Source organism: Pseudomonas xionganensis (genome assembly GCF_009763245.1).
Taxonomy (GTDB): domain Bacteria; phylum Pseudomonadota; class Gammaproteobacteria; order Pseudomonadales; family Pseudomonadaceae; genus Aquipseudomonas; species Aquipseudomonas xionganensis.
On record NZ_WKJZ01000001.1, the window covers coordinates 1 to 12,746 of the forward strand.

The 12,746-nt window shown below is 60.3% G+C and carries 15 protein-coding genes; 8 read left to right on the forward strand and 7 right to left on the reverse strand.

Going from position 1 to position 12,746, the window contains the following annotated elements:
* On the forward strand, positions 1-265 hold a 265-nt coding region (locus GJV18_RS18545), incomplete at its 5' end, for a hypothetical protein (RefSeq protein ID WP_218571939.1).
* A 71-nt stretch (positions 266-336) separates the two neighbouring features.
* Here the strand turns inward: GJV18_RS18545 and tyrS are convergent.
* On the reverse strand, positions 337-1,536 hold the full coding sequence (tyrS, locus tag GJV18_RS00005; RefSeq protein ID WP_160342679.1) for a tyrosine--tRNA ligase: 1,200 nt from the start codon (positions 1,534-1,536) through the stop codon (positions 337-339).
* Between the two features lie 213 nt (positions 1,537-1,749).
* Here tyrS and GJV18_RS00010 point away from each other — a divergent pair, with 213 nt between their 5' ends.
* Positions 1,750-3,144, forward strand: a complete 1,395-nt coding sequence (locus tag GJV18_RS00010; protein ID WP_160345898.1) for a peptidoglycan DD-metalloendopeptidase family protein — start codon at positions 1,750-1,752, stop codon at positions 3,142-3,144.
* A 4-nt stretch (positions 3,145-3,148) separates the two neighbouring features.
* Positions 3,149-4,240 carry an anhydro-N-acetylmuramic acid kinase gene (locus tag GJV18_RS00015; protein ID WP_160342680.1) on the forward strand — a complete coding sequence of 364 codons (1,092 nt, stop codon included), beginning with the start codon at positions 3,149-3,151 and terminating at the stop codon, positions 4,238-4,240.
* 54 nt (positions 4,241-4,294) lie between these two features.
* Here GJV18_RS00015 and erpA read toward each other — a convergent pair whose 3' ends face one another.
* From erpA to argC, 4 genes are all read right to left on the reverse strand, one after another.
* Positions 4,295-4,645 (reverse strand): iron-sulfur cluster insertion protein ErpA, encoded by a 351-nt coding sequence (gene erpA, locus GJV18_RS00020; protein ID WP_160342681.1) that lies wholly within the window; start codon positions 4,643-4,645, stop codon positions 4,295-4,297.
* 74 nt (positions 4,646-4,719) lie between these two features.
* The gene (locus GJV18_RS00025; RefSeq protein ID WP_160342682.1) at positions 4,720-5,130 is read right to left on the reverse strand and encodes a bactofilin family protein; all 411 of its coding nucleotides are present in this window, start codon (positions 5,128-5,130) and stop codon (positions 4,720-4,722) included.
* A 9-nt stretch (positions 5,131-5,139) separates the two neighbouring features.
* Positions 5,140-5,871 (reverse strand): DUF6776 family protein, encoded by a 732-nt coding sequence (locus tag GJV18_RS00030; protein ID WP_233280055.1) that lies wholly within the window; start codon positions 5,869-5,871, stop codon positions 5,140-5,142.
* Entirely contained in the window at positions 5,871-6,905 is a 1,035-nt protein-coding gene (gene argC, locus GJV18_RS00035) for an N-acetyl-gamma-glutamyl-phosphate reductase (RefSeq protein WP_160342683.1), read from the reverse strand. Before argC ends, GJV18_RS00030 begins: the two co-directional genes overlap by 1 nt.
* Before the next feature lie 136 nt (positions 6,906-7,041).
* Between argC and hemJ the strand changes: the two genes are divergently transcribed.
* The 3 genes from hemJ (at position 7,042) to GJV18_RS00050 (ending at position 9,526) form a co-directional block, all read left to right on the forward strand.
* Positions 7,042-7,470, forward strand: a complete 429-nt coding sequence (gene hemJ / locus GJV18_RS00040; RefSeq protein WP_160342684.1) for a protoporphyrinogen oxidase HemJ — start codon at positions 7,042-7,044, stop codon at positions 7,468-7,470.
* Between the two features lie 24 nt (positions 7,471-7,494).
* A complete protein-coding gene (locus tag GJV18_RS00045; protein WP_160342685.1) occupies positions 7,495-8,457 on the forward strand; it encodes an NAD(P)H-dependent flavin oxidoreductase in 963 nt (320 codons plus the stop codon).
* Between the two features lie 109 nt (positions 8,458-8,566).
* On the forward strand, positions 8,567-9,526 hold the full coding sequence (locus tag GJV18_RS00050) for a DUF805 domain-containing protein (RefSeq protein WP_160342686.1): 960 nt from the start codon (positions 8,567-8,569) through the stop codon (positions 9,524-9,526).
* Here GJV18_RS00050 and GJV18_RS00055 read toward each other — a convergent pair.
* Positions 9,523-11,001: an AAA family ATPase gene (locus GJV18_RS00055; RefSeq protein WP_160342687.1), complete on the reverse strand. Its 1,479-nt coding sequence runs from the start codon at positions 10,999-11,001 to the stop codon at positions 9,523-9,525. The two genes, GJV18_RS00050 and GJV18_RS00055, sit on opposite strands and share 4 nt — an antisense overlap.
* 54 nt (positions 11,002-11,055) lie before the next feature.
* On the opposite strand from GJV18_RS00055, the gene GJV18_RS00060 reads away from it, so the two are divergent.
* Together GJV18_RS00060 and coq7 are read left to right on the forward strand one after the other, a co-directional pair.
* Entirely contained in the window at positions 11,056-11,394 is a 339-nt protein-coding gene (locus GJV18_RS00060; protein WP_160342688.1) for a histidine triad nucleotide-binding protein, read from the forward strand.
* Positions 11,395-11,490: 96 nt separating this feature from the next.
* Complete coding sequence (gene coq7 / locus GJV18_RS00065; protein WP_160342689.1) at positions 11,491-12,138, forward strand: 2-polyprenyl-3-methyl-6-methoxy-1,4-benzoquinone monooxygenase; 648 nt, start codon at positions 11,491-11,493, stop codon at positions 12,136-12,138.
* A gap of 68 nt (positions 12,139-12,206) precedes the next feature.
* Here the strand turns inward: coq7 and GJV18_RS00070 are convergent, their stop codons facing one another.
* Positions 12,207-12,629 (reverse strand): OsmC family protein, encoded by a 423-nt coding sequence (locus GJV18_RS00070; RefSeq protein ID WP_160342690.1) that lies wholly within the window; start codon positions 12,627-12,629, stop codon positions 12,207-12,209.
* Positions 12,630-12,746: the final 117 nt, after the last annotated feature.

Below are 12,746 nucleotides of genomic sequence, written 5' to 3' on the forward strand. Positions count from 1 at the left end.
CTTTCCGTCAAGCTGTTTTTCAAAATTCTTTTCAGAAAAGCCTTTCTACTCAACCACTTGCGCCTTCGATCTGCTTCTAGCTTCTCGTCAGCGGGAGGCGAATTCTACAGCGTTTCAAACCACTGTCAACCACCTCTTTGATCGCTTCCGATCAAAGCACCAACAGGATCAAACCGCCACCCTGCCAGCCCGGCGCATTCTACGCAGCCTTCACTGCTTTGCAACCCCTCAATTCAACTTAAACCATTGTTTTAAAAGCAGTTAAATGGATTCCTGCAGCGCAAGAGGCACGCATTATGGGCCGCAGGATCTCCCCACCAACGCTTATTGCCAACTTCATTCGGCCTTCAGGGTGACCCGGGCAAAAGCCTTCTTACCAGCCTGATACACATGGGTGCTATCCAGCCTGCATATAAAGGAGCGATCCACCACCCCGCCATCCACGCGCACGCCACCCGAGCCCAGGAGATCACGCGCCACAGCGGCATTCTTTACCAAGCCTGCTTTATTCAGCAGCGCAGCAATCGGCATATCCTCCGCCGCAGCCAGCTCAATTTCCGGCAGATCATCCGGCAGCTCGCCATCTTTCATGCGATTACCAGCAGAACGGTGCGCACTGGCTGCAGCCTCTTCACCATGGAAGCGCGCCACTATCTCCTCAGCCAGCTTGATCTTGATGTCACGCGGATTAGCTCCAGCCTCGACATCGCGCTTGAATTGCTCGATCTCGCCCATGGAGCGGAAGCTGAGCAATTCGAAGTAACGCCACATCAAGGCATCCGGCATTGAGACCAGCTTGTTGTACATGACCCCCGGCGCTTCCTGGATACCTATGTAGTTGCCCAAGGACTTGGACATCTTCTTCACGCCATCAAGACCTTCGAGCAGCGGCATTGTGACAACGCACTGCGAGGACTGGCCGTAGGCACGCTGCAGCTCGCGCCCCATCAACAGGTTGAACTTCTGGTCGGTACCGCCCAGTTCGACATCCGCGCGCAAGGCGACCGAGTCATAGCCCTGCACCAGCGGATAAAGGAACTCATGAATGGCGATTGGCTGATTGGTCGAATAACGTTTACTGAAGTCATCGCGCTCAAGCATGCGGGCAACGGTGTATTGCGAGGTCAGACGGATAAAGTCTGCAGGCCCCATCTGATCCATCCAGGTGGAATTGAAGGCCACCTCAGTCTTGGCCGGATCGAGAATCTTGAAGACCTGAGTTTTATAGGTCTCGGCATTCTCCAGCACCTGCTCACGAGTGAGAGGTGGACGGGTAGCACTCTTACCACTCGGGTCGCCAATCATTCCTGTGAAGTCGCCGATCAGGAAAATCACCTGATGCCCCAACTCCTGGAACTGGCGCAGCTTATTAATAAGCACGGTATGACCAAGGTGAAGATCCGGCGCGGTCGGATCGAAGCCTGCCTTGATCCGTAGCGGCTGACCCCGCTTGAGCTTTTCGACCAGCTCAGCCTCAACCAGAACCTCTTCTGCGCCGCGCTTGATTAGCGCCAACTGCTCTTCAACCGACTTCATGACAGCACTCACGACCACTCGAAAACCAAAGGGAACCAACCATACAAGATCGCAGACAAAGCACAAGTTCTTGACCATGCTGAGGCCAGCTCAAGACCGTCTCGCGACAAGCAGGGTTGCCTACGACTCATTTTGGTTATATTTTATACAGTTAGTGCATATTCATCATTTTGTTTATCTATTTTCATTCATTTTCAAAGCCAAAAGACGCCTATGACCTCTCCAGCTAAAGCGCCACCTCTCTACCCCAAAGGCCATATCCTGGCCGCCAGCGGGGTCGCCGCCCTCCTCAGCCTGGCCCTGTTGATTTTTCCTACCCGCGAAGTAGAAGCCCAGAAGACCTATATTGACCTTGACCTAGACGGCACGACTGAAGTCCTTGCGCTTGAGTCCGACGCCGCCAAAGAGCCACATACAGCCGAGCAACGCCCCAATTCGCCGTTCGCCCAAACTGACAAACCTTCCACAGCTCAGGCGTCCTCGCACGAAGATGCCAGCGGTGGGCAGCAGCTACACAGCCTAACCGTCGCCAGCGGCGACACCCTTTCGACTCTTTTCAGCAAAATCGGGCTTTCCGCCACGACCCTGCACGAGGTATTGGGCAGCAGCAAAGAAGCCAAGCAGCTGACCCGCCTCAAGGTAGGCCAAACCCTTAACTTTGAACTGGACGAAAACGGTCAACTGCAGGGCCTGCATACCCGGCTCAGCGACCTGGAAAGCCTGGCCCTGACCAGAACTGATAGCGGCTTTGACTTCAAGCGTGAACTGGTAACACCAGAGGTGCAGCAAGCCTACACCCACGGCACGATCCGCAGCTCGCTGTTCCTCTCAGCGAAACGCGCCGGCCTGAGTCACGGCCTGACCATGGATCTGGCCAATATCTTTGGTTATGACATCGACTTCGCCATGGATATTCGCGAAGGAGACGAGTTTGAACTGATCTATGAGAAGAAAGTGGTAGAGGGCAAGCAGGTCGGCACCGGCGATATTCTTTCTGCCCGATTCACCAACCGAGGAAAGACCTACACCGCCGTGCGCTACACCAACAAGCAGGGCAGCACCAGTTACTACAACGCCAATGGCGAAAGCATGCGCAAGGCCTTTATCCGCACCCCGGTGGATTTTGCCCGGATCAGCTCGCGTTTTTCCACTGGCCGCAAGCACCCCATCCTGAACAAGATCCGCGCTCATAAAGGCGTGGACTATGCAGCACCTCGTGGCACGCCTATCAAGGCTGCAGGTGATGGCCGCATCAGCCTGGCGGGACGCCATGGCGGCTATGGCAACACCGTTATCATCCAACATGGCCAGCGCTACCGAACGCTTTATGCCCATATGCAGGGCTTTGCCAAGGGCATCCGTAACGGCGCCAACGTCAAGCAAGGGCAGATCATTGGCTATATCGGCACTACAGGGCTGTCGACCGGGCCGCACCTGCACTATGAGTTCCAGGTCAATGGTGTGCATGTCGATCCGCTCAGCCAGAAGCTGCCGATGGCGGACCCCATTGCCAGCGCTGAAAAAGCCCGCTTTATGCAACTGAGCAAGCCATTGATGGCGCAGATGGACAAAGAACGCTCCACTTTGCTCGCCCTTAATCAGCGCTAAGCCCATGCCCCTCTATTTGGGCCTTATGTCCGGAACCAGCCTGGATGGTCTGGACATCGCCCTGATCGACCAGGCTGAGCACTGCACTCTGGTCGCCACCCACTTCCTACCCATGCCAGGCACCCTGCGCAGTGAGCTGTTATCACTGTGTAGCCCCGGCCCGGACGAACTGGCCCGCGCAGCCATCGCCGAACAGCACTGGGTCGCCCTGGCGGCCAGCGGCATCCAGGCCTTGCTGAGCGCGCAGGGCCTGGCGGCCAGCGCCATTCGCGCCATCGGCAGCCACGGCCAAACGGTTCGCCATGAACCAACACGCGGCTTCAGCATCCAGATCGGTAACCCCGCCCTACTCGCCGAGCTAACCGGAATCAGTGTGGTAGGAGACTTTCGCCGCCGTGATCTGGCCGCCGGCGGCCAGGGAGCTCCACTGGTACCGGCTTTCCATGACGCATTGTTCGCCAATCCCGCGCAGCCTCGCGCCGTTCTGAATATCGGCGGCTTCAGCAACCTCAGCCTGCTAACCCCAGGCCAGCCCGTGCAAGGCTTCGACTGCGGCCCAGGCAATGCGCTGATGGACGCGTGGATTCAGCGTTATCAGGGACTGAATTACGATAAAGAAGGTCAGTGGGCCGCCAGTGGCCAGGTGCAAGCAGACCTGCTGCAGGCGATGTTGAACACCTCTTTCTTCCAGACAGAGGGCCCCAAGAGCACCGGGCGAGAGCTGTTCAATCTGGACTGGCTGGATCAATGCCTAAGCCAGCAGCCCTCCTATGCGCCAGCCGATGTTCAGGCCAGCCTGCTGGAATTGACGGCGCAGAGCTGCATCGACGCCCTGCACCGCGCCCAGACCGACACTCAAGAGCTGCTGGTTTGCGGTGGCGGCGCGCACAATCTGCAGCTGATGCGACGCCTGGCGGCGCTTCTGCCCAACGCCCAGGTCAGCAGCACCGATGCCCACGGAGTCCCCGCCGACTGGGTCGAAGCCATGGCCTTCGCCTGGCTGGCCCACTGCTGCCTGGAAGGCATCCCCGGCAACCGCCCCAGCGTCACAGGCGCCAAGGGTCTGCGGGTGCTGGGCGCCATCTATCCCGCCTGACCCATAAACAAAAACGCCGCGCAAATCGCGCGGCGTTGAGTTCGGCACCAGCATTCAGATCGAGAAAGACGAACCACAGCCACAGGTGGTCGTGGCATTGGGGTTTTTGATCACGAAGCGAGAACCTTCCAGACCTTCCTGATAATCCACCTCGGCACCCGCCAGATACTGGAAACTCATCGGGTCGACCACCAGGCTGACGCCTTCGCGCTCGACCAGGGTGTCGTCCTCGGCCACTTCCTCATCGAAAGTGAAGCCATACTGAAAACCAGAACAACCGCCTCCGGTCACAAAGACACGGAGTTTAAGGCGCGGATTGCCTTCTTCTTCGACCAGGCTCTTCACCTTGCTCGCAGCGCCCTGAGTGAAAATCAGGGCTGTAGGGGTGAAGGTTTCGACGCTCATTGAGTTACTCCCGGCGCTAGACGCCATACTGCGTAATGGCAGGCATTATCCGCTTACCCGAGAAAAGCGGTCAACTATTCTGCCGGATCAAGACTCTCGGGCAGCTCCAATGGACGCGGCTCATCCTGCAAATGACAGAGACGGCCTTCTATCTGCGCCCCCATGGCCATCTCCATCAACCCGTAATAGAGATTGCCACGCACCCGTGCGCGAGCACCCAGTTCCAGATGAACACTGGCATGTACATCGCCGATCACCTCGCCGTCGATGACAATATGGGGGGCACGAATTTCGCCTTCAACCTGCCCCTGGGCACTGACACGGACCATGCCTTCAGTGGTCAGCAAGTTGCCACTGACCTTGCCGTCAACCTGTACGGCGCCCTGAAAGCGCAGATTACCCTGCAGCTCGGCGCCTACCGCAACCAGGCTGGTCTTGCCGCTGAAGCGCTGCAGATCAGCTTTGCTTTTGTCTTTATTCCACATAGGGACGACTTACTCCTCGTTGTTCCATTTGAACGTGCGCAAGATGGGCTTTTCTCCCTCCACATCGGCGCGCACCCTGATCTCGCGCGGAACAAAACCTTCGGGCAATTGCAGCTCGGCAAAGCGCCCAGCCTCGGGAATCGCCTGAAAATGCTTGAAAGCGAAAGGGATCGACTGCTCACTCAAGGCATCCGCTAAACCCTGGGTCAAAGGCGCCAGTTCCAGCGTTTGCTCTTCTTCACCCTGCTGCCCAGCTAGGGTTACCTGCAACTGCCCTTCCAGCTGAGCATCACCCTTGCCCACACGGCTAAGGAGTATCTTGTAGCGGAAAACTCCGCTTCTGTCCGTGGCCTGCACCTCAAAGGTGCGCACACGCAGGCCTTCGCGGCGACTGGCAGGCGCCAGCACGCCCTTATAAAAGGCCAGGTCCTGCTGCTGCTTGTATATCTGTTCTTCCAGCAGCTTGATGGTCAGACGGCTCTGCTCATTGGCCTGCTGACTGACCTTCTCACCACTGCTGAGCACCGCCAGGCGCTGACGCAGACGCTCCAACTGCCCTTCTAGCTCGACGACCCGAGCCGACTCCGCAGGCGATTCCTGCCCCTGCTGGGCAACACTGTACGCCTGCCAATAGCACCCGGCATAAAAAGCCAGGGGAATAGCCGCCAGCACCAACAGCCAGGCAAACACCTGGCGCCGAATACGCCCCGGATCAGCCGGGCGAACCTCCCAGCCGCCCATCAGGGCAACAGTGCCGCGTGGGACAAGCCAAAGCGCTCATCCAAGCCGAAGAGGATATTCATGTTCTGCACGGCCTGACCGGAAGCGCCCTTGACCAGATTATCGATAACCGACAACACCACCACCAAATCACCATCCTGCGGCCGGTGCACGGCAATCCGGCAGACATTGGCGCCGCGCACGCTGCGGGTTTCCGGATGGCTGCCAGCGGGCATCACATCGACAAAAGGCTCATCGGCATAACGCTTCTCGAACAGCGCCTGCAGATCAACCGAGCGATCCACCACGCGGGCATAAAGGGTGGCATGAATGCCGCGAATCATCGGGGTCAGATGAGGCACGAAGGTCAGCCCTACCTCACCACCGGTAGCGCGCCGCAGGCCCTGGCGGATCTCTGGCAGATGACGGTGGCCCTTGACGCCGTAGGCCTTCATGCTCTCGCCAGCCTCGCTGAATAGCGAGCCGACGCTGGCGCCACGGCCGGCGCCGCTGACCCCAGACTTGCAATCGGCAATCAGACTCGTCGCATCGGCCAGACCGGACTCCAATAACGGAAGAAAGCCCAGCTGGGTGGCAGTCGGATAGCAACCCGGCACGGCAATCAAACGTGCCTGCTTGATCGTTTCACGGTTGACTTCAGGCAAACCGTACACCGCCTCAGGCAGCAACTCGGGCGCGCCATGGGGCTGACCATACCACTGCCCCCACTCCTCGGCGTCTTGCAGGCGGAAGTCAGCGGACAGATCGATGACCTTGGTCCCCGCAGCCAGCAGCTCGCCCGCCAGGGCATGGGCAACGCCATGAGGCGTGGCAAAGAACACCACATCGCAGGCGCCCAGAGTCGCCACATCCGGCACACTGAAGGCCAGGCCATCGTAATGACCGCGCAGGTTTGGATACAGCTCATCGACACGCAGGCCCGCCTCTGAGCGCGAAGTGATCACCTCGACCTGGGCCTGGGGATGCTGCGCCAGCAGACGCAACAGTTCGACACCGGTGTAGCCTGTGCCGCCGACGATTCCGACCTTGATCATCACTTGCCCCTTTGTCTGCAACGCATTGGAAAGCTGCCGATGATAAAGCCGCTTCGGCCAGGGGCCAACCGCCAGTGGTGACGGACGGGGCCCTGGCCTCTACTATCGGGGCAATTTCCACCAACGAGTGCCCAACATGCTCTATCTGTGGCTCAAGGCCCTGCACATCATCGCTATGGTCTGCTGGTTCGCCGGCCTGTTCTACTTGCCGCGACTGTTTGTCTACCACGCCATGAGCACGGACGAGGTCAGCCGCGAACGTTTCTGCATCATGGAGCGCAAGCTATACCGCGGCATTATGTGGCCCTCACTGATCGCAACTGCAGTGCTTGGCCTATGGCTGATCAGCCTCAACCCCAGCTATTACTTCAGCCAGGGCTGGATGCACGTCAAGCTAACTCTGGTGCTGCTGCTGATCGCCTATCAGTTTGTCTGCGGCGCCCAACTCAAAGCCTTCGCCCGCGGCGAAAACCGTCGCGGGCATGTGTTCTACCGCTGGTTCAACGAAGCCCCGGTACTGGCCCTGCTAGGAATCGTCATCCTGGTTGTGGTTCGTCCCTTCTGACCTTACTCGACAAGAGGATTGCCTATGTCTTTGCCTGACCTGCTCGCCCAACGTCTACGCCTGCCAGTGGTTGCCGCTCCGATGTTTCTGGTGTCAAACCCGGCGCTTGTCCTCGCTTGCTGCCGCAGCGGCATAGTCGGCAGCTTCCCCGCTCTCAATCAGCGCGAAAGCAGCGGTTTCAAGGCCTGGCTGGAAGAAATTGAGGCGGGCCTGGATGATCAATGCGCGCCCTATGCGGTCAATCTGATCGTACACGGCAGCAACCCGCGCCTGCAGGCCGACCTGGCACTCTGCGTGGAGCACCGGGTACCACTGGTGATCACCAGTCTGGGAGCGGTCAAGGACGTGGTGGATGCGGTACACAGCTACGGCGGCCTGGTGTTCCATGATGTCACCACCCGTCGCCACGCCGAGAAGGCGGCAGAGGCCGGGGTCGATGGCCTGATCGCAGTAGCGGCCGGAGCAGGTGGCCATGCCGGCACCTGGAGTCCCTTCGCCCTGCTGGCCGAAATCCGTCAGTTCTTCGACAAGACCCTGCTACTGGCCGGCTGCCTGAACCGCGGTCATGAGGTGCTGGCCGCCCAGTTGCTGGGGGCGGATCTGGCCTATATGGGCACGCGCCTGATCGCAACCCAGGAAAATGCCGCATCAGAGGCCTACAAGCAGATGCTACTGGAGGCCCGTGCCGCCGATATCATCCACACGCCTGCAGTCTCCGGGGTGCCGGCCAGTTTTATGCGCCAGAGCCTGGAGCAGGCGGGCTACGACCTTAAGCAATTACAGAACAAGGGCGAAATCAATTACGGCGAAAAGCTCAAGCCAATGGATGAAGAAGCCAAAGCCTGGAAAACCGTGTGGTCCGCAGGCCAAGGCGTCGGCGTGATCAATGATCTGCCCAGCGTCGCTGAACTGGTGGCGCGCCTGGATCAGGAATACCGTGCGGCGCTGACCCAGGTTGGCGCGCTGCAGCAGCGCTGGCCTGGCTGACGGCAGAATGTGAAGCAGCGCGATCTTTGCCCGCCGCCCGCTTGTTTACAGCGCGGCGCGGCAGCTAGTCTGTAGCCACTGTCGCCGCCCTCAGGACAAGGAAACCGATATGAGCCAGCCTCGCTTCAAGATTGTCTTTAGTGGCGAACTGATGCCTGATGTAGGTCTTGAGACGACTAAGGACAATCTGGCGCGCCTGTTCAAAAGCGATATGGCGAAGATCGAGGCACTTTTCAGCGGCAGCCCCATCGAAATCAAGCGCAACCTCAGCGAAACGGAGGCCGATCATTATCTCAGCGCCCTGCAACGAGCCGGGGCCAAGGTCCGCAAGGAACAGGACCTGGCGGCCAGCCTGAGCCTGGTAGCAACGGACGACCACCCGGACGAGACACAGGAAAGCACAACCACGGCAGAACCCAGCACGATGACCTGCCCCAAGTGCGGCCATGAGCAGGCAACGGCCGTTGCCTGCTCGGCCTGCGGTATCGTGATCGAAAAGTACCTCGCTCGTCAGGCACAACTCGCTACAAGCGCCGCCACTCCCAACACCCAACCCGAACAGGCTGCCAACCCCTACAGCACGCCCAAAACCAGCGTGGCGGAAAGTTTGCCGGAGTTCGGTGAGCTAAAACCCTTCGGCATCCAGGGCCGCATTGGCCGCCTGCGCTATCTGGCCTGGTCCATGGTACTGGTGCTGGCTTGCCTGCCATTGTTCGGCATCGCCGCTGGCCTAATGGCTGTATCAGAGCTGCTCGGCGGCATTCTGATGGCTGCGCTGGGCATTGGCGTTATGGTGGTCGGCATCATGTTCGGAGTGCAGCGCCTGCACGATATTGGCTGGAGTGGCTGGCTGCTGTTGCTGACCCTGGTACCGGTGGTGGGCGGGGTGTTCTCCCTGCTGCTGTTTATCATCCCCGGCAGCACGGATACCAACCGCTACGGCCCGCCACCACCGCCAAACAGCATGGCGGTGAAGGTGCTGGCCTGGCTCTGGCTGGGAGTCATCATAGCCGCAATCGTGGCCGCCATTGCCTTGCCGGCATTGCTAGGACTGTCCGGCGCGCACTAACCGGCGCTCACCGTGCGCCCTGCGGCCCAGGCACGCAGGGCGTCCAAGTCTTCAGCCATAACCACGGACAGCGGCGAAGTGCTCTGGATGCCGCGCAACAGCATGGTCTGATCCACAGCCTGCTGCTGGGCCTGGGCGGCATACAGGGCGCTGACCACCACCTGCTCAATCTCAGCGCCTGAAAAGCCTGCGCAGGCCGCCGCCAGCTGAGCCAGGTCGAAGCGCTCCGGCGGCAGCTCGCGGCGAGTCAGATGAATGCGGAAGATCTCGGCGCGCACGCCGGCATCCGGCAGGTCGACAAAGAACAACTCATCGAAGCGGCCCTTGCGCACCAGCTCCGGCGGCAGCCGCGCGATCACGTTGGCGGTGGCCACCATAAACACCGGAGTCTGACGCTCGGCCATCCAGGTCAGCAAGGTACCCAGCACCCGCTGGCTCACGCCACCGTCGTTATCACCGGTGGCCAGCCCCTTCTCGACCTCATCCATCCACAGCACGCAGGGCCCCATCTGTTCGGCCAGCTTGAGGGCCTCGCGCAGATTGCGCTCGGTTTCGCCGAAGAACTTGTTGTACAGGCTGGCAAAGTCCAGGCGCAGCAGAGGCAAACCCCAGAGCCCGGCCACAGCTTTGGCCGCCAGACTCTTGCCACCGCCCTGCACCCCCACCAACAGCACGCCCTTGGGCATATCGGCAGCCTTGCCTTCGAGAAACACCGCCTGGCGCTCGCCCAGCCAGCGCTTGAGGTTGTGCAGACCACCGACATCGGCGAAGCGCGCGGTGTCGTACTCGAAGCTGAGCACGCCATCGAGGTTGAGCAACTGGAACTTGGTCTTGTTCAGCTCGGGGATATCTTCCTGAGTAATGGCGCCGTCGTCGCAGATCACATTGCGCGCCAGGGCCCGCGCCTCGCCATGACTGAGGCCGCGCAGGTTCTGCACCACCTGCTGCAGGGTGCGGTTATCGGTGCGTACCCGGGCGTTGCGGTTGCGTGTACTCCAGGCCGCGGCCTCGTCCCGGACGATGGACAGCAACTCCTCCTCGGATGGCAGCGCCAGGCTGAAGCGCGCGGCATAGCGCTGCACCTCAGACGGCAGGTCGAGGGCATGGGACACCAGGATCAGCGTCGGCTTGTCGACCGCCTCGGCCATGGCGATCTCCTTGAGCAGACGCACCAGCCTGGGGTTATCGGTCAGATAGGGGTGCAGATCGCACAGCACATAGAGGGTCGGCTGCGGATCGGCCTTGATCAGCTTGAGCGCTGCTTCCGGCTCCTGGGTGCTGCTGTCGGCCTGACCGTCGACAAAACTCAGGCGCCGCAGGCCTTCGGTCGCGGACCAGACCTGCAGGCCGACACCACGGCGAATCGCCAGCCCGGTCAGGGTTTCCAGCACCCGCGCCTCGTCCCAGGACTCGATCAGAATCAGCTTGATCTTGGAGTCGAGCACCAACCCCAGGTCATGAATATCGTTTTTCACGCAGGCTCCCTGTCCTCTAGACTTGAGTCACTTCCACCAGGCCAGGAGGCTTCCATGGACTGTCTGTTCTGCAAGATCGTCGCCGGAGACATCCCCGCGCGCAAGCTGTATGAAGATGACCAGGTTATCGCCTTCCACGATATCGGGCCGCAGGCCCCGGTGCATTTTCTGGTGATCCCCAAGCAACACATCAGCACCCTCAATGACCTGGGCGAGGCAGACAAGCTCCTGGCCGGGCATATTCTCTTTACCGCCCAGCGCCTGGCCAACGAGCAGGGCTGCGCGGAGGGATTCAGGGTGGTGATGAACTGCAATGACCTGGGCGGACAGACCGTGCATCACATCCATATGCATGTGCTGGGTCAGCGCCAGATGCACTGGCCGCCAGGTTGATCCGGGCCACCAGAGCCGCCATGCGCCCTGATCCTGATCAAACCTTGCCCAGCAGTTTGCAGTAAACTGCACAGGTTTTCCGCGCCGGAGGTCCCCATGGCCAGCGAACGTCACTTCTCACCGCTTGATCGCGTCCTGCTGCAGGCCGATGCCGCACTGCGCACCCTGCTGCCCTTTAGCGGCCAACCGGGCCGCCCATCCCCCGCCATCGTCGAGCCAGAGGCGGAACTGGACCCGCTGCAGGCCCAGCATGTGGCCGGGCTGATGCGCATCAACCATACCGGCGAGGTATGTGCCCAGGCGCTCTATCAGGGCCAGGCCCTGACTGCCAAGCTGCCCCAGGTGCGCAAGGCCATGGAGCATGCCGCCGATGAGGAAATCGATCACCTGGCCTGGTGCGAGCAACGCATTCGCCAGCTGGGCAGCCAACCGAGCCTGCTCAACCCACTGTTCTATGGCCTGTCCTTCGGCGTCGGCGCGGCGGCCGGGCTGATCAGCGACAAGGTCAGCCTGGGTTTTGTCGCCGCCACCGAGGATCAGGTGGTCAAGCACCTGGATGAACACCTGCAGCAGATCCCCGAGGCGGATCGCAAGTCCCGCGCCATCCTCGAACAGATGCGCGTGGATGAGGAACAGCACGCCACCAGCGCCCTGGAGGCCGGCGGCCTGCGCTTCCCGGCACCGATCAAGTTCGGCATGAGCCTCTTGTCCAAGGTGATGACCAAGAGTACTTACCGCATCTAAACACCGCACAAAAACCAAGAGGGCGCCCCTGGGGCGCCCTCTGCGTTCTAATCAACCGCCTGCGACCTTCAACCCAACTCGACTATCTCGTAGTCATGGGTAATTTCCACGCCACCACGGCCAAGCATGATCGAAGCCGAGCAGTACTTCTCCGCCGACAGCTCCACCGCACGCTTGACCTGAGCCTCTTTCAGGCCACGGCCCTTGACCACGAAATGCAGGTGAATCTTGGTGAACACCTTGGGCTCTTCGCTGGCGCGCTCGGCTTCGAGGAAAGCCTCACAGCTTTCCACTGCCTGACGGGACTTCTTCAGAATGCTGACCACATCGAAGTTGCTGCAGCCACCCAGGCCGAGCAGCACCATCTCCATGGGGCGCACACCCAAGTTGCGGCCACCGGCTTCGGGCGGACCATCCATCACCACGGCGTGGCCACTGCCTGACTCACCGATAAACAGGGCTTCACCGGCCCACTGAATGCGCGCTTTCATTACTCAGGCTCCGCTGTTAAAAAGGGAGGCAGCTTAGCACAGCACTTTTACTCGCCGAGAATCTGTCCGGGCGGCAAAGTTCCCTGCTGAGTGTTAGCCAGGTCGCAAAACAGGACC

Bases quoted from the DNA above. Each gene is read 5' to 3' on its own strand.
- coq7 (WP_160342689.1), top strand. From the start codon at position 11,491: ATGGCCAGCGAACGTCACTTCTCACCGCTTGATCGCGTCCTGCTGCAG.
- GJV18_RS00015 (WP_160342680.1), top strand. From the start codon at position 3,149: ATGCCCCTCTATTTGGGCCTTATGTCCGGAACCAGCCTGGATGGTCTG.
- GJV18_RS00030 (WP_233280055.1), bottom strand. From the start codon at position 5,871: ATGGGCGGCTGGGAGGTTCGCCCGGCTGATCCGGGGCGTATTCGGCGC.
- GJV18_RS00025 (WP_160342682.1), bottom strand. From the start codon at position 5,130: ATGTGGAATAAAGACAAAAGCAAAGCTGATCTGCAGCGCTTCAGCGGC.
- tyrS (WP_160342679.1), bottom strand. From the start codon at position 1,536: ATGAAGTCGGTTGAAGAGCAGTTGGCGCTAATCAAGCGCGGCGCAGAA.
- GJV18_RS00010 (WP_160345898.1), top strand. From the start codon at position 1,750: ATGACCTCTCCAGCTAAAGCGCCACCTCTCTACCCCAAAGGCCATATC.
- GJV18_RS00070 (WP_160342690.1), bottom strand. From the start codon at position 12,629: ATGAAAGCGCGCATTCAGTGGGCCGGTGAAGCCCTGTTTATCGGTGAG.
- GJV18_RS00050 (WP_160342686.1), top strand. From the start codon at position 8,567: ATGAGCCAGCCTCGCTTCAAGATTGTCTTTAGTGGCGAACTGATGCCT.
- GJV18_RS00060 (WP_160342688.1), top strand. From the start codon at position 11,056: ATGGACTGTCTGTTCTGCAAGATCGTCGCCGGAGACATCCCCGCGCGC.
- erpA (WP_160342681.1), bottom strand. From the start codon at position 4,645: ATGAGCGTCGAAACCTTCACCCCTACAGCCCTGATTTTCACTCAGGGC.
- GJV18_RS00045 (WP_160342685.1), top strand. From the start codon at position 7,495: ATGTCTTTGCCTGACCTGCTCGCCCAACGTCTACGCCTGCCAGTGGTT.
- hemJ (WP_160342684.1), top strand. From the start codon at position 7,042: ATGCTCTATCTGTGGCTCAAGGCCCTGCACATCATCGCTATGGTCTGC.
- argC (WP_160342683.1), bottom strand. From the start codon at position 6,905: ATGATCAAGGTCGGAATCGTCGGCGGCACAGGCTACACCGGTGTCGAA.